This is a genomic window from Ensifer sp. EB106-03-01-XG145 (genome assembly GCF_058792075.1).
Window position 1 is genome coordinate 683,269 of record NZ_JBYTEC010000001.1, and the last position, 15,339, is coordinate 698,607.

Consider the following 15,339-nt stretch of genomic DNA (forward strand, 5'->3'; position numbering starts at 1 on the left):
AGTAGTTTGCACCGCAGATGATGCCGATGCAGCTGATAAGCGTTTGAAATCTAAAGAACCTATCGCAGTGTCGTCCCCACGCAACGTTATGCGTTTCCCTCAGATTGTCCCACGCTGACACCCAGTCCGCAGGACATGCGAACCGGCTTCGTAACTGTTACAACCTTGCCTAATTTTAGCATTCTGTAATTCTCTTTTTTTCACCGGAGGAGAAGCGACATGCTAAGACTAGGTACGCTCTTTCTTGCCACCTTGAGTTTGACGGCAGCTTCGAATTTCAATGCCAATGCGCAGGAAACCACGGGTGAATTGGGTTCGCCCAGCGCAACAACGACGATCGACGGTCGATATCTACCGAACCCGCCGGCGGCGTTCGGTGGAGAAATCGGCCTCGACGCGAAAGCCTCAAAACCCTATTGGCCACCGCAGATCGTCCCCCGAAAGGGCGCCCCGAACATCCTTCTGATCATGACCGATGACGCTGGATACGGCGTTGCGGGCACTTTCGGAGGCGTGATCCCCACGCCGGCACTCGACCGTGTCGCAAACGCGGGGTTGCGCTTTACGCAGTTCCATTCCACCGCGCTCTGCTCGCCGTCGCGCGCCGCGCTTATCACCGGCCGCAATCACCATTCAGCGGGTTTCGGCGTCATCTCCGAGCAGGCAACCGGCTATCCCGGCTATGACTCGATCATCGGCATAGAGAACGCTACGATCGGCGAGATCCTGAAGCAGAACGGCTACGCCACGTCCTGGTTCGGAAAGAACCACAACACGCCCGCTTTTCAGTACAGCGCCGCTGGTCCGTTCGATCAATGGCCGACGGGTATGGGCTTCGACTACTTCTATGGGTTCATGGGTGGCGACACCAATCAATGGGAGCCGTACCTGTTCCAGAACACCACCCAGATTTTCCCCTGGACCGGTAAGCCCGACTACAACCTCATAACGGACACGGCCGACAACGCCATTGATCATATAAAGCAGCTAAATGCGGCAGCACCCGACAAGCCGTTCCTCGTTTACTACGTGCCCGGTGCCACTCATGCCCCCCACCATCCAACCAAGGAATGGATCGACAAGTTCAAGGGCAAGTTTGACATGGGGTGGAACGAGTTGCGCGAGCAGATTTTCGCCAATCAGAAAAAGCTCGGCGTCATTCCCGCCAACACGCAGCTAACCGAATGGCCAGAGAGCCTCCCGAAATGGGATTCTCTCGACGAAGAGAGCAAGAAGCTGTTCGCGCACCAGGCTGAGGTGTTTGCTGCCTACGTGGCCTACTCGGACCATGAGATCGGGCGGGTTATCCAGGCCGTCGATGATCTGGGTAAGCTCGACAACACCCTCGTCATCTACATTGAAGGTGACAACGGCACCAGCGCCGAAGGAAGCGTGCTCGGAACCCCGAACGAACTGATCACGATCGAAGGCATGCAGATGCCGGTCGCAGAGCAGATGGCGTTCTATGATAAATGGGGCTCCAACCAAACCTATCCGCATATGTCGGTTGCCTGGTCATGGGCGTTTGACACGCCGTTCAAATGGACGAAGCAGGTTGCTTCGCACTTCGGCGGCACGCGTCAGGGCATGGCGATGTCCTGGCCCGCACGGATCAAGGAAGCCGGTGGAGTTCGCACTCAGTTCCACCACATGATCGATATCGTTCCTACGATCCTCGAAGCAACAGGCATAACCGCCCCGGTTATGGTCGATGGCGTTGCGCAGAAACCGATCGAAGGCGTGAGCATGGCCTATACATGGGACAATGCCCAAGCCTCATCTGCCCGCAAAACGCAATACTTTGAAATGTTCGGCAATCGCGGCATCTACAGCGATGGCTGGTATGCCTGCACGACACCACCAGCAGCGCCGTGGTTGATGGGCACGACGGCGATGCCGGACGTCGTCGATGGCTATAAATGGGAACTGTACAACCTCACTGAGGACTATTCCCAGAACAACGACCTTGCTGCAAAAATGCCGGAAAAATTGCACCAGATGCAGGAACTGTTTCTGATGGAAGCGGCGAAGTACGACGTCTTCCCATTGGACAACTCGATCCTGGAACGCCTTGAGACTCCACGGCCGAGCACCACCGCCGGACGGAAGGAGTTTAGCTACGCCGGCGTAGTGTCAGGTCTTCCGACAAGCAATGCACCCAGCGTCATCAACAAATCCTACACGATCACCGCAGAGGTAACCGTTCCTGAAAACGGCGGCGAGGGTATGCTCGTCACCACAGGGGGGCGCTTCGGTGGATACGGGTTCTATCTCCTCAAGGGCAAACCCGTATTTCTGTACAACTTCGTCAATATGGAGCGCTTCCGTTGGGAGGGGCAGGACACCCTTTCATCCGGCAAGCACACGCTGGTGTTCGATTTCAAATCTGACGGACCCGGCATGGGCAAGGGCGGCACTGGCGTCCTGAAGGTGGACGGCAAGGAGGTCGCGAACGCGAAAATACCACACACGATCCCGGCGCTCATGCCTTGGGATGAGACTTTCGATGTGGGCGTCGATACTCGCACAGGTGTAGATGAAACTGATTATCAGGTCCCGTTCGCCTTTAACGGTGAAATCGCAAAGCTTACCGTCAATCTGCAGCCGTAAACCTTAATTTGCGGGCTTTGGGGATTTGCGTCCCAGAGCCCGCAGTTTCAGACTTCAGAGTTTACGATGCGATGTGACGCATGGTGGGCCCGCAGGAATTCTGAAAAGCAAGCAAACTCAGGCACTTCGAAAAATGTGGGACAAAAAAACGGCTTCTGGCAACCGTACCATTCTCCTTATTTCTTCTCTTTCTCGTTTGAAGCGCCTCGGTGCGCCGCTCCCGTTGATCGTGCTCGTGCGCCCCGCGGACGCGCCGTCTCTCGTGCATCCTGGCCCGGTCCGGTCTCAGACGAAGATCTGATGTTCCGCTGTCACCAGTTCCTGCAGGAAGGCCACCACCGTGCGCACGCGCACGAGGTCCCGGGCGCTTTCGTGATAGGTGGTCCAATAGGCGCGGCGGATCGTCGTTTCCGGCAGGATGCGTTTGAGCTCCGGCGTGTGGCGGGCGATATAGTTGTGCAGGATGCCGATGCCGGCGCTGGAGCGCACGGCTTCCGTCTGGCCGGTGGCGCTGGAGATCTCGAACGAGGCGTCCCAGCTTCGCATGATCTCGGCGGAGAAATTCAGAGATGGCGTGAAGATCAGGTCCTCGACATAGCCGATGCGGCGATGTTCCCTCAGATCGTCGATCGTCTGCGGCGTCCCGTGTTTTTCCAGGTAGTCCCATGAGGCGTAAAGACCGAGCGTGTAATCCGTAAGCTTCGAGGAGACGAGGCGGCCCTGTTCCGGTCGCTCGATGGTGATTGCGATATCGGCCTCGCGCTGCGACAGCGAAAAGGAACGCGGCACCGGCACCAGTTGCAGCTTCAGCTCCGGATAGCGGGCCGTCAGGCGCCCGAGGCGCGGCGCCAGGAACGAGACGCCGAAGCCGTCGGGCGCGCCGATGCGCACCGTGCCGGCGATTGCCGTGTCGATCCGGCCGATCTGCGATTGCGCCGCCAGCATCTCCGTCTCCATCCGCTCGGCTGCCGTCAGGAAGATTTCCCCTTCGGCGGTCAGCTCGCAGCCATTCGGCCGGCGCACCAGCAGCCGGGTCTTCAAGGTTTCCTCAAGCGCCGTCACCCGGCGGCTGAGCGTGGCATGGTTGACGCCCAGCCGCTTCGATGCCGCCAGGATCTGCCCGGTGCGCGCCACGGCTAGAAACATTCTCACATCGTCCCAATTCATAGGCAGTTACCTCGTCTCAACACCATGGACTTTAGTTTTTGCACAACGGTTGCTGAATATCGGAAATTGCTTTGTTGAAATCGTAGTGCGATCATGCCGCCACAATCAAGGTCTGGAGGAACCAACCATGTACGAACTCGGTCATTTCATCGATGGCAAGCGCGTCGCCGGCAAGAGCGGTCGCGTTGCCAACATCTTCAACCCGGCAACCGGCGAAGTGCAGGGCACGGTGGCGCTCGCAAGCGACGCGGAGCTTGCGGCAGCGGTCGAAAGCGCCAAGGCGGCGCAGCCGAAATGGGCGGCCACCAACCCGCAGCGCCGTGCCCGCGTCTTCATGAAGTTCGTCGAGCTCCTGAACACGCATATGAACGAACTCGCCGAGATCCTCTCGCGCGAACACGGCAAGACCGTCGAAGACGCCAAGGGTGACCTCGTCCGCGGCCTCGAAGTCTGCGAATTCGTCATCGGCATTCCGCATCTGCAGAAGAGCGAATTTACCGAAGGTGCAGGCCCCGGCATCGACATGTATTCGATCCGCCAGGCCGTCGGCATCGGCGCCGGCATCACGCCGTTCAACTTCCCGGCGATGATCCCGATGTGGATGTTCGCCCCGGCGATCGCCTGCGGCAACGCCTTCATCCTGAAGCCGTCCGAGCGTGACCCGTCCGTTCCGATGCGCCTCGCAGAACTGATGATTGAAGCCGGCCTGCCGGCAGGTATCCTCAACGTCGTCAACGGCGACAAGGGCGCCGTCGACGCGATCCTCACCCATCCGGATATTGCCGCCGTTACCTTCGTCGGCTCGACCCCGATTGCCCGCTACGTCTATGGCACGGCAGCGATGAACGGCAAGCGCGCCCAGTGCTTCGGCGGCGCCAAGAACCATATGATCATCATGCCCGACGCCGATCTCGACCAGGCCGCCAATGCGCTGATGGGCGCCGGCTACGGCTCGGCCGGCGAGCGCTGCATGGCGATCTCGGTTGCCGTCCCGGTCGGTGAAGAAACCGCCAACCGCCTGATCCAGAAGCTGACCCCGATGGTCGAAAGCCTGCGCATCGGTCCCTACACCGACGAAAAGGCCGACATGGGTCCGGTCGTCACCAAGGAAGCCGAGCAGCGCATCAGAAGCCTGATCGACAGCGGTGTCGAGCAGGGTGCTGAGCTCGTGGTCGACGGCCGCGACTTCAAGCTGCAGGGCTATGAAAACGGCCACTTCATCGGCGGCTGCCTGTTCGACCATGTCACCCCGGACATGGACATCTACAAGACGGAAATCTTCGGACCGGTTCTCTCGGTCGTTCGCGCCAAGAACTACGAGGAAGCCCTCGACCTGCCGATGAAGCACGAATATGGCAACGGCGTCGCGATCTACACCCGTGACGGCGATGCGGCCCGCGACTTCGCCTCGCGCATCAACATCGGCATGGTTGGCGTCAACGTGCCGATCCCGGTTCCGCTCGCCTACCACTCCTTTGGCGGCTGGAAGTCCTCGTCCTTCGGCGACCTGAACCAGCATGGCCCGGACTCGATCAAGTTCTGGACCCGCACGAAGACCATCACCGAGCGCTGGCCCTCGGGCATCAAGGATGGTGCCGAGTTCGTCATGCCGACGATGAAGTAACGACGGGACAAAGATCCTCCCGCCTCCAGGGCCTCCTTCGGGAGGCCCTTTTTTGTTGCGCGCCGGGGACCTCCCTCGGGAGCTCCTTTCCTGTTGCATGCCATACTGCGCTGCAACTAATTTGATATCCCCGAGGCGCTGAAAATTGATTCGCGCCTCGGTCGAATATTGCAGGCATTTCGATCGTTCTTTTGCATGGAAGGCTCATCCGGGGGGATAGCCACAGTTCGCTGGGTTCACAAATGACGTCATCCTGTCGCAACGCGGCGCCTGTCTGTTAGCGGGCGGCCGCAAGCTGATTTCATTGAGAGAGGTTTTATCATGGTCGTGGCCGAAACGGCGTCGATGCAAGGGACGTCGACGCAGAGGGTACCGGACAATTTCCACCGCCTGTCGTTCAGCGGTAGCGGAAAAGAGTATTTTGGCATCTGGATCGTTAACGTGCTGCTGACGATCATCACGCTCGGCATCTATTCCGCCTGGGCAAAAGTCCGCCGCAACCGCTATTTCTATGGCAATACTGTGCTGCTCGGGCGCGCCTTCGAATATCATGCGAAGGGCAAGCAGATCCTGATCGGCCGGGTGATCGTGTTCGCCTACCTGATTTTCTACAACGTCATGCTGACCTTCGTGCCGATCGCCGGCATCATCCTTGCGCTGCTGCTGGTGGTCTTCGTGCCGTGGCTGGTCGTCAGGGGCCTGCGTTTCAGCGCCCGCGTCACCAGCTATCGCAATGTGCGGTTCGATTTCGTCGGCGGCGTCGGCGGTGCGTTCCTCGCCTTTATTGTCGGTCCGGTCATCTCGGTTCTGACGCTCGGAATCCTGGTGCCGCTCGCCAGCCGCTGGTCCTACCGCTACATCGGCAGCAACCTGCGTTACGGACAAAGGGCATTTACGACCGATCCTTCGGTCGGTGCGATCTACAAGTCCTGGTTCCTGTCGGCGGCCATCATCGTTGCTGGCCTGCTGATCATCGCCTTTATCGGTTTCCTCAACCTGGCCGTGATCATGACGCTGTTCGACGGTTCCTATGTGGCCACCCCGGAATTGCAGGTTTCGATGATTGCGTTGTTCGTCATCGGCTACATCGCGTTCTTCTCGATCTTCGGGGTCGCGACGCTGTTCTATCGTGCTGGCGTTCGCAACGTCGCCTGGTCGGCAACGACCTTCGACGGCAAGCATCAGCTGACGAGCGATCTGTCGCGGGGCCGTTACGCCTGGATCACGATCACCAACGTGATCGTCACCCTCCTCACACTGGGCCTGATGCGTCCCTGGGCTGCGGTGCGCATGACGCGCTATGTCAATGAACATACGGGTGTACATTTCGAAGGTAATGTCGGCGAGATGTTCGACAAGATCGCCCAGGAAGGTTCGGCCGTTGGTTCGGAGTTCATGGATTTCGAAGGCTTCGACTTTGGCTTCTAGCGTCACAGAGATTGCGGTTGGCGAGTGGCATCCCGCCGGTTCCAGCCGGTCGGTGCCCTCGCGGCTGATCGAAGATGGCGGCGGCGTCAAAGCCTTGGGTGAGGACGGTGTCGAACTTGCAGGCGGCGTGCTTGCCGCCGTCGACATTTCCGCGCGTGTCGGCGCCATTCCGCGTCGTGTCGAGTTTCCCGACGGTTCGCTGTTCGAGACGACCGACAACGACGCCATGGATCGCTTCCTCAAACGGAAGGGAAAAACCAGTCTCGTCCACGAGTGGGAGCGTTTCCACCCGCGCCTGATCGCGGTCGTTTTGGCGACCGTGCTCTGCGGCGTGGCCATCTATCGTTATGCCGTGCCGGCGCTCGTCGAAGTCGCCGTGCTGGTGACGCCGCCGATCGTGCCGAAGATCATGTCGGCAAGCACCTTGGAAACAATGGATCGAACGCTGCTCGACACGTCGGCGCTTTCAGCTGAGCGGCAGAACAGGATCCGTGACGGGTTCAACGCGATCGCGCGCCAGTCCGATCGCGGCGAGGGCGGATATAGCCTCAAATTCCGCAAGGGTGGCACCATCGGCCCGAATGCCTTTGCGCTACCCGACGGCACGCTGATTGTCACCGATGAGCTGATCGAGCTTGCCGGCGACGATACCGAAATGATCATCGGTGTGCTGGCGCACGAGATCGGTCACGTCGAGCTCGAGCATAGCCTGCGGCAGATCTACCGTGCCGCCGGCGTCGCCGGGCTGATCATGATGATCGGCGGCGACATCGGGTCCGGTGCTGAAGACATTCTGGTACAGGGCGCCGGTCTTTTGACGTTGTCCTACTCACGCGGCGCGGAAAGTGCTGCGGACAGGCACTCGGTCGAGTTGATGCAGAAGGCCGGCAGGGATTCGACGGCGATCGCCCGCTTCTTTGATCTGCTCGAAGACAAGCTCGATGACCACGGCGACACCAGCATCCTGTCGACCCATCCCGGCACGCCCGAGCGTCGCAAGGCAATCCTCGACTATGCTGCCCAGTTGCGTGCCGGGGCCCAATGAGCCTGCGGTTCTTGCCGTCCAGCGACCTGAAACGAAAACAGCGGGCCGAGGCCCGCTGTCCGTAACGCGAGTTCGGTTCGCGATCAGTCCTGCGGGCCGTCGTTGTAGCCGACCTTGTCGACCAGTTCCGATGCCTTCTTGCGGTTGGCGGCGATGTCGGCGAGAGGCAATTCGTCCGGCTTGATCGTGCCGAAGGACTTCACGACGTCTGACGGCTCGGCGCCCGGAAGAACCGGATATTCGTAGACCTGCTCGGCGTAGATCTTCTGGGCTTCGCCTTCCGACAGGAATTCCATCAGCTTCAGCGCGTTGTCCTTGTTCGGGGCGTTCTTGGCGAGTGCCATGCCCGAGATGTTGACGTGCGTGCCGCGGTCCTTGGCGTTCGGGAAGAGCACCTTGATGGCGGCAGCCCAATCCTTCTGTTCCGGCTCCTTCTCGTTGGTCAGCATCAGACCGACATAGTAGGTGTTGCCGAGTGCGAGGTCGCATTCGCCGGCGAGAATCGCTTTGGCCTGGTCGCGGTCGCCGCCGTCGGGCTTTTTGGCGAGATTGTTCTTGAGGCCCGTCAGCCACTTCTCGGTTTCGGCTTCGCCATGGTGGGCGATCATCGAGGCGAACAGGCCGATGTTGTAGGAGTGCTGGCCGTCGCGGGTGCAGATCTTGCCCTTCCACTTCGGATCGGCAAGTTCTTCATAGGTGATGTCGTCCTGGGCGACGCGGTCCTTGGAAGCGTAGACGACGCGGCCGCGCGTGGTGAGGCCGAACCAGTTGCCGTCAGGATCGCGGAAATGTGCCGGGATGTCCTTGCTGATCGTCTCGTTGACGACCGGCTGGGTGACGCCTGCGTCCTTGGCTTCGGTCAGGCGGCTGATGTCGACCGTCAGGATCACGTCGGCCGGCGAGTTGGCGCCTTCGGCCTGGATGCGCTCGACGAGGCCCTTGTCGAGGAAGAGCACGTTGGTGGTGATGCCGGTTTCCTTGGTGAAGGCGTCGAGCAGCGGCTTGATCAGATCGGGCTGCCGGTAGGAATAGATATTGACCTCACCGTCGGCCCAGGCGGCGCTCGTCGTAAGCAGGGTTGCCGTCAGGGACAAAACGCCCATCGCTGCTCTTGAAACGGACATCGCTTCCTCCATTTTCTTGTTTGAGCTAAGTTAACAAAAATGCTCATCTTTCTTGACCTCAGCGCCCAGAACAGTCAATCGGGAAACGGTTAACACTCAACAAGAAGTGAATTTTCGAGCTTTTTGGAATTGTTCCAAACTACGATCCGTCCTATATGATGAACTCGTGAACCTCTCGAATGCCGGAGTGAATGATGCGTCTGACGAAACAAACGAACTACGCGGTTCGCATGTTGATGTACTGCGCCGCCAACGGAGAAAAGCTCAGCCGCATTCCCGAAATCGCCAGGGCCTATGGCGTTTCCGAGTTGTTTCTCTTCAAGATCCTGCAGCCGCTGACCAAGGCCGGCCTTGTCGAGACCGTCCGCGGCCGCAATGGCGGCGTGCGCCTGCCGAAGCCCGCATCCGCCATCACCCTGTTCGATGTCGTCAAGGTAACGGAAGACAGCTTCGCCATGGCGGAATGCTTCGAGGCCGGCGAGATCGACTGTCCGCTCGTCGATAGCTGTGGCCTCAATTCGGCGCTCCGCAAGGCGCTCAACGCCTTCTTTGAGGTGCTTCAGGGCTACACGATCGACGACCTCGTCAAGGCGCGTCCCCAGATCAACTTCCTGCTCGGTCTCGAAGAAACGAAGCGTCCGCAGACCACGGCTGCCTGACGATCCAGGGCCTACTGCATGTCACCTTAAATCGACCTCGTTTTAAGGACAAAGATATGCAGCAAATCAAAGTGCTACAGCGACCTTTGCGCGTCTGATAGAACGCGCGGCGCTGTAGCGGAGCTTCGCTGGGTTCACCCCTGCGGCAGATATTCCCGCAATATGAAATCGATCGCGGTCGGGTCGATTTCCGCCTTGTCGATGCGGAAGTCGGCACCATACTCCTCCAGATTCTGAAAGTAGGGATCGGCGAGCGACGCCGAAATCACCCCGATCGGCCCGATGTAACCCTGGTGCCGAAGCGCCGGCACGGTCTCGCGGAAATCGCGCTGCGGCTGAAGTCGGTTGTCCAGGAGGATCATCGACACCGGCTTGCCCGAGCGCAGGAACTCCAGCGCGCCCTCCATCGTCTGGCAGTAATGCAGCTCGATCTCGATATTGCTCACCTTGCGGATCAAGGCGCGCAGGATCAGGTTTTCAGTCGGATCGTCGTCAACGAGCAGGATGTGAGCTTTTCGCGTCATGACCGATACCCTTGCTGATTTCAGGCGTCCTGTTCGTTGGGCGTGGTGTAGTGGGATACCACGCATCGGCTGTCACTGGATGATCTGTTCTCGGATCGCCTTCGCCACCATCTGGGTGCGGTTGACGACATCAAGCTTCTTCAGGATCGTTGCGGTGTGGGAATTCACGGTGTGCTCCGACACGGAAACGATGAGAGCGATCTCGCTTGCCGTCTTCCCGTGCGAGATCCACTTGAGAATTTCGGTCTCCCGCGGCGTTAGGCCCATGCCGGTCTTGTTGGCCAGCGCGATGCGATAGAAGTAGTCGAAGGCTGAGACCGCGTCATAGGCGACTTCGACATGCTCGGTGCGGCCGATGTCATCGCCATCACCGAGAAAGAGAACGGCGTAGCGCGCGCCGGTGGCAGCCGCATGCACGGGCACGCTGAGCAGCAGCTCGAAACCGAGCTGCACGAGCAAATTCTGGCTGGTGTCGCAGCCCGGGTCGTCCGTCCGCCAGACGGAGGAAATCGCCGACCGGTGCAGCGTCTTGTAGAAGAGGGAGTCACCGAAGCGGTGGCGCTTGTCGTATTCCTCGGCAAGCCCGGAGGGAAGATCATGCAGCACCAGGCGGGTGGACAGCATGCACGCGTCGTTCTCGTTGCCGAGCTGAAGAATGCCGAAATGGCTGAAGCCGAACCTGAGCGCCATCGTGTGGAAGATGCGGAAGAAGTCTACGCGGTTCAGCGCTTTCTCAAGTTCGTCGCGAAGATCGTATCGCCTGTGATTTTCCAGCAAAGCCGCCACGGAATGGCTATCCCCTTGTCGTCGCGCGGCAGTCTATCCGGCGCGCCGGAGCGATCAACCGGCAAAGATCGGCGCCGGCATTGCTGGCAGCAAGCATCATGCCCGTCCCTCGGCAAACCTGCCGAAAGACGGCAAACTGTAAAAGGCGGCTGCCGGTCCCTCCCAAGGACGTCTGGGCACGTCGATTGTCTCCCCCGAGTTTTGTATACATTCTATTGCACAATCCTGTTGGTGATTTCTACCATAGTATCTTGGGATTGACGGAAACCTGTCGGTACCGAATCTCACTCTCGTGAGGCGGATGATCGTGTATTCCGCAGGCCCGCCGTTCGCGCTAGAATAAAGGCGGGCATCCGGGGCGAGACTAGCCCCGGTGGAGGGACGAACAAGGCACGTTGTAAACCCTGCGGAAACAGCCGGGAAGCCTTGGTTCGAAGGTGTCGCGCTGCATTGATTCGTCAGTCGATTCTAAAACAGTGGACAGAGATCCAGGCTCTACCTGCGGGCGAATTTTTCGCATAGACAAATTTATGCGGCGACTTATTGCAATGCGACGCCAAATGTCGTTCCATCCGGCCTTGACCGGGGGGCAACGGCATTCCGCGTCAGGAAAACACGAGAACAAAAACAAATCTGGGAAGCAAAGCTCATGAAAAAGCTCACTACTCTGTTTGCAGCGACGGCGCTTGCCACGCTGATGGCCGGCTCTGCCTGGTCGAAGACGTTCGTCTATTGCTCGGAAGGTTCGCCTGAGGGTTTTGACCCGGGCCTGTATACCGCCGGCACGACGTTCGACGCGGCGGCACACACGGTCTACAACCGCCTGCTCGAGTTCAAGAAGGGCACGACCGAAGTCGAGCCGGGCCTTGCCGAGAGCTGGACGATTTCCGACGACGGTCTCGTATACACGTTCAAGCTGCGTCCGGGCGTCAAGTTCCAGACGACCGAGTTCTTCACGCCGACCCGCGAGCTGACCGCTGACGACGTGGTGTTCTCCTACGAGCGCCAGCTGAAGGCCGACAATCCGTGGAACAAGTACATCACCGGCGCTTCGTGGGAATACGCAGCCGGCATGGGCTTCCCGGAAGTCATCAAGTCGGTCGAAAAGGTTGACGACCTGACCGTCAAGTTCACCCTGACGCGCAAGGAAGCTCCGTTCCTCGCCAATATCGCGATGCCGTTTGCTTCGATCCTGTCGAAGGAATATGCCGACAAGCTGCAGGCTGACGGCAAGATGGAGCAGATGAACCAGATGCCGCTCGGCACCGGTCCGTTCGCTTTCGTCGCTTATCAGCAGGACGCTGTCATCCGCTACAAGGCGAACCCGGACTACTGGGGCGGCAAGCAGAAGATCGACGACCTCGTCTTCGCAATCACCACCGACGCTTCCGTTCGCTTCCAGAAGCTCCAGGCCGGCGAATGCCACCTGATGCCGTACCCGAACGCTGCCGACGTCGAAAAGATGAAGGCTGACCCGAACCTGAAGGTCATGGAACAGGCCGGCCTCAACGTCGCCTACCTCGCCTACAACACGACCCAGGCTCCGTTCGACAAGCCGGAAGTGCGCAAGGCGCTGAACAAGGCGATCAACAAGCAGGCAATCGTCGACGCCGTCTTCCAGGGCGCTGCCCAGCCGGCCGTCAACCCGATCCCGCCGACGATGTGGTCCTACAACGACAAGCTTGAAGACGACACCTACGAGCCGGAAGCAGCCAAGAAGATGCTCGAGGACGCAGGCGTCAAGGACCTGTCGATGAAGCTCTGGGCAATGCCGGTTTCGCGTCCGTACATGCTGAACGCTCGCCGCGCAGCTGAACTGATGCAGTCGGACTTCGCCAAGGTCGGCGTCAAGGTCGAGATCGTCTCTTACGAATGGGCCGAATACCTCGACAAGTCCAAGGCGAAGGATCGTGACGGTGCCGTCATCCTCGGCTGGACCGGCGACAACGGCGACCCGGACAACTTCCTCGACACGCTTCTCGGCTGCAATGCTGTCGGCGGCAACAACCGTGCGCAGTGGTGCAACCAGGAATTCGACACCCTCGTGAAGAAGGCGAAGGAAACCTCGGATATCGCCGAGCGCACCAAGCTCTACGAAGAGGCCCAGGCCGTCTTCAAGCGCGAGGCGCCGTGGGCGACGATCGACCACTCGCTCTCCGTCGTGCCGATGCGCAAGAATGTCGAGGGCTTCGTTCAGAGCCCGCTCGGCGATTTTGCCTTCGACGGCGTGGACATCACCGAGTAATTTAGTTAACTGATCCTTAAGGGGGCGTTTGCCAAGGGCAAGCGCCCCTCTTTGCATCCACTATAGCGACCCGAGTTCCTCCTGGAGCGCAAAAGGTCGCTGTGGCATTTCGACTTGCTGTATGCTTCGCCGTTAAGTGGGAAAGCATGCAGTGGTGCCAGCGGCGGGATACAATGCCGCGGCAACATGGCGCGGGGTTTAACATGTTCCGATTTCTCTTGGGGCGATTGGCTGTCCTGATACCGACCTTCGTCGGGGTCTCCATCATCGCCTTCTCCTTCATTCGCCTGCTTCCGGGCGATCCGGTTGCGCTGCTTTCGGGCGAGCGCGTCATGTCGCCGGAGCGGCATGCGGAAATTTCACATGCGCTCGGTTTCGACCGGCCGATCGTGGTTCAGTACCTCGACTATCTCTGGGGCGTGCTCCACGGGGATTTCGGTACTTCGATCGTGACCAAGAAGCCGGTCATCGACCAGTTCTTCGAGCTGTTCCCGGCCACCGTCGAGCTTTCGCTCTGCGCGATCCTGTTTGCGATCATCCTCGGCATTCCGGCCGGCGTGATTGCGGCGATCAAGCGCGGCTCGGCCATCGACCAGGCGATGATGGGCACCGCACTCGTCGGCTTCTCCATGCCGATCTTCTGGTGGGGCCTGCTGCTCATCATGCTGGTCTCCGGCATGCTGCAGTGGACGCCGGTCTCGGGCCGTATCTCGCTGATGTACTTCTTCCCGCCGGTTACCGGTTTCATGCTGATCGACTCGCTGTTGTCCGGCCAGGCCGGCGCCTTCAAGTCGGCGGTCAGCCACCTGATCCTGCCGACGATCGTGCTTGGCACCATTCCGCTTGCGGTCATCGCGCGCCAGACGCGCTCGGCGATGCTTGAAGTCCTCTCTGAAGATTACGTCCGCACGGCGCGCGCCAAGGGCCTTTCGACCTTCCGCGTCGTTGGCGTCCATGCGCTGCGCAACGCGTTGATCCCGGTGGTCACCACCATCGGTCTGCAGGTGGGCGTCATGCTCGCCGGCGCGATCCTGACGGAGACGATCTTCTCGTGGCCGGGTATCGGCAAGTGGATGGTGGATTCGGTGTCGCGTCGTGACTACGCCGTCATCCAGGGGGGCCTGCTGGTCATCGCTGCGGTGATCATGGTGGTCAATCTCATCGTCGACCTGCTCTACGGTCTGATCAATCCGCGTATCCGGCACTAAGGAGGGCGTCATGTCTCAAGCTGCTGCAACAAGCGCCGTTTCGACCGATCCGTCCCGCCGGGCGCGACTGGCCGAGTTCTGGTATTATTTCTCCGAGAACCGCGGCGCTGTCATCGGCCTCGTGTTCTTCCTGCTCCTCGTCCTGCTGGCGGTCTTTGCGCCGTGGATCGCGCCCCATGATCCGGTGGCGCAGTACCGTGATGCGGTTCTGGTTCCGCCGGTCTGGCAGGAGGGCGGCCGCGCCGGCTACCTGCTCGGTACCGACGCCGTCGGCCGCGACATGCTGTCCCGTCTGATCTACGGCACGCGCTTCTCGCTGTTCGTCGGCGTCATCGTGACGACGTTGTCGCTCGTCGGCGGCATCGCGCTTGGCGTCATCGCCGGCTACTTCCGTGGCTGGGTCGATACCGTCATCATGCGCGTGATGGACATCATCCTCGCCTTCCCGTCGCTGCTGCTCGCCCTGGTGCTTGTCGCGGTTCTTGGGCCGGGCCTCGTCAACGCCATGATCGCGATCGCGCTCGTCTTCCAGCCGCACTTCGTGCGCCTGACGCGTGCGGCCGTCATGAGCGAAAAGACCCGTGACTACGTGGTTGCCGCCAAGGTCGCCGGCGCCGGACATGGCCGCCTGATGTTCAAGACGATCCTGCCCAACTGCATGGCGCCGCTGATCGTCCAGGCGACGCTCTCCTTCTCGAGCGCCATTCTCGACGCTGCAGCCCTCGGCTTCCTCGGCATGGGCGCCCAGCCGCCGACACCGGAATGGGGCACGATGCTCGCCGAGGCCCGCGAGTTCATCAGCAGCCACTGGTGGGTGGTCACGCTTCCGGGTATCGCGATCCTGATCACGGTGCTGGCAATCAACCTGATGGGGGACGGCCTGCGCGATGCTCTCGATCCCAAGCTGAAGAGGTCCTGA

12 protein-coding genes are annotated in these 15,339 nt (G+C 60.1%); 8 read left to right on the forward strand and 4 right to left on the reverse strand.

The features are described from left to right. Positions 1 to 219: 219 nt before the first annotated feature. On the forward strand, positions 220 to 2,610 hold the full coding sequence (locus tag AC3WWH_RS03310; RefSeq protein ID WP_057250971.1) for an arylsulfatase: 2,391 nt from the start codon (positions 220 to 222) through the stop codon (positions 2,608 to 2,610). Positions 2,611 to 2,895: 285 nt separating this feature from the next. Here AC3WWH_RS03310 and AC3WWH_RS03315 read toward each other — a convergent pair whose 3' ends face one another. After that, positions 2,896 to 3,777: a LysR family transcriptional regulator gene (locus AC3WWH_RS03315; protein ID WP_058320470.1), complete on the reverse strand. Its 882-nt coding sequence runs from the start codon at positions 3,775 to 3,777 to the stop codon at positions 2,896 to 2,898. 127 nt (positions 3,778 to 3,904) lie between these two features. On the opposite strand from AC3WWH_RS03315, the gene AC3WWH_RS03320 reads away from it, so the two are divergent. From AC3WWH_RS03320 to AC3WWH_RS03330, 3 genes are all read left to right on the forward strand, one after another. Next, the gene (locus tag AC3WWH_RS03320) at positions 3,905 to 5,401 is read left to right on the forward strand and encodes a CoA-acylating methylmalonate-semialdehyde dehydrogenase (protein WP_057250967.1); all 1,497 of its coding nucleotides are present in this window, start codon (positions 3,905 to 3,907) and stop codon (positions 5,399 to 5,401) included. Positions 5,402 to 5,722: 321 nt separating this feature from the next. Next, positions 5,723 to 6,829, forward strand: coding sequence for a YjgN family protein (locus AC3WWH_RS03325; RefSeq protein WP_082640662.1), 1,107 nt, complete (start codon positions 5,723 to 5,725; stop codon positions 6,827 to 6,829). Next, positions 6,819 to 7,874 (forward strand): M48 family metallopeptidase, encoded by a 1,056-nt coding sequence (locus tag AC3WWH_RS03330; RefSeq protein ID WP_058320469.1) that lies wholly within the window; start codon positions 6,819 to 6,821, stop codon positions 7,872 to 7,874. Before AC3WWH_RS03325 ends, AC3WWH_RS03330 begins: the two co-directional genes overlap by 11 nt. Before the next feature lie 83 nt (positions 7,875 to 7,957). Here the strand turns inward: AC3WWH_RS03330 and AC3WWH_RS03335 are convergent, their stop codons facing one another. Beyond that, entirely contained in the window at positions 7,958 to 8,977 is a 1,020-nt protein-coding gene (locus AC3WWH_RS03335; protein ID WP_057250963.1) for a Fe(3+) ABC transporter substrate-binding protein, read from the reverse strand. A 215-nt stretch (positions 8,978 to 9,192) separates the two neighbouring features. Between AC3WWH_RS03335 and rirA the strand changes: the two genes are divergently transcribed. Further along, positions 9,193 to 9,657: an iron-responsive transcriptional regulator RirA gene (rirA, locus tag AC3WWH_RS03340; protein WP_057251106.1), complete on the forward strand. Its 465-nt coding sequence runs from the start codon at positions 9,193 to 9,195 to the stop codon at positions 9,655 to 9,657. A 134-nt stretch (positions 9,658 to 9,791) separates the two neighbouring features. On the opposite strand, the gene AC3WWH_RS03345 is transcribed toward rirA, so the two are convergent. Beyond that, a complete protein-coding gene (locus AC3WWH_RS03345; protein WP_057250960.1) occupies positions 9,792 to 10,181 on the reverse strand; it encodes a response regulator in 390 nt (129 codons plus the stop codon). A 72-nt stretch (positions 10,182 to 10,253) separates the two neighbouring features. Then, the gene (locus AC3WWH_RS03350; RefSeq protein ID WP_057250959.1) at positions 10,254 to 10,967 is read right to left on the reverse strand and encodes a helix-turn-helix transcriptional regulator; all 714 of its coding nucleotides are present in this window, start codon (positions 10,965 to 10,967) and stop codon (positions 10,254 to 10,256) included. A 649-nt stretch (positions 10,968 to 11,616) separates the two neighbouring features. On the opposite strand from AC3WWH_RS03350, the gene AC3WWH_RS03355 reads away from it, so the two are divergent. The 3 genes from AC3WWH_RS03355 to AC3WWH_RS03365 all read left to right on the forward strand — a co-directional run bounded on the left by AC3WWH_RS03355 (position 11,617) and on the right by AC3WWH_RS03365 (position 15,339). Beyond that, the gene (locus AC3WWH_RS03355; RefSeq protein WP_057250957.1) at positions 11,617 to 13,212 is read left to right on the forward strand and encodes an ABC transporter substrate-binding protein; all 1,596 of its coding nucleotides are present in this window, start codon (positions 11,617 to 11,619) and stop codon (positions 13,210 to 13,212) included. 203 nt (positions 13,213 to 13,415) lie between these two features. Further along, on the forward strand, positions 13,416 to 14,420 hold the full coding sequence (locus tag AC3WWH_RS03360) for an ABC transporter permease subunit (protein WP_057250955.1): 1,005 nt from the start codon (positions 13,416 to 13,418) through the stop codon (positions 14,418 to 14,420). Between the two features lie 10 nt (positions 14,421 to 14,430). Further along, positions 14,431 to 15,339, forward strand: a complete 909-nt coding sequence (locus tag AC3WWH_RS03365) for an ABC transporter permease subunit (protein WP_057250954.1) — start codon at positions 14,431 to 14,433, stop codon at positions 15,337 to 15,339.

Excerpts from the sequence above, each read along its gene's own strand:
- AC3WWH_RS03310 (WP_057250971.1), top strand. The coding sequence starts at position 220 with ATGCTAAGACTAGGTACGCTCTTTCTTGCCACCTTGAGTTTGACGGCA.
- AC3WWH_RS03315 (WP_058320470.1), bottom strand. The coding sequence starts at position 3,777 with ATGAATTGGGACGATGTGAGAATGTTTCTAGCCGTGGCGCGCACCGGG.
- AC3WWH_RS03320 (WP_057250967.1), top strand. The coding sequence starts at position 3,905 with ATGTACGAACTCGGTCATTTCATCGATGGCAAGCGCGTCGCCGGCAAG.
- AC3WWH_RS03325 (WP_082640662.1), top strand. The coding sequence starts at position 5,723 with ATGGTCGTGGCCGAAACGGCGTCGATGCAAGGGACGTCGACGCAGAGG.
- AC3WWH_RS03335 (WP_057250963.1), bottom strand. The coding sequence starts at position 8,977 with ATGGGCGTTTTGTCCCTGACGGCAACCCTGCTTACGACGAGCGCCGCC.
- rirA (WP_057251106.1), top strand. The coding sequence starts at position 9,193 with ATGCGTCTGACGAAACAAACGAACTACGCGGTTCGCATGTTGATGTAC.
- AC3WWH_RS03345 (WP_057250960.1), bottom strand. The coding sequence starts at position 10,181 with ATGACGCGAAAAGCTCACATCCTGCTCGTTGACGACGATCCGACTGAA.
- AC3WWH_RS03355 (WP_057250957.1), top strand. The coding sequence starts at position 11,617 with ATGAAAAAGCTCACTACTCTGTTTGCAGCGACGGCGCTTGCCACGCTG.
- AC3WWH_RS03360 (WP_057250955.1), top strand. The coding sequence starts at position 13,416 with ATGTTCCGATTTCTCTTGGGGCGATTGGCTGTCCTGATACCGACCTTC.
- AC3WWH_RS03365 (WP_057250954.1), top strand. The coding sequence starts at position 14,431 with ATGTCTCAAGCTGCTGCAACAAGCGCCGTTTCGACCGATCCGTCCCGC.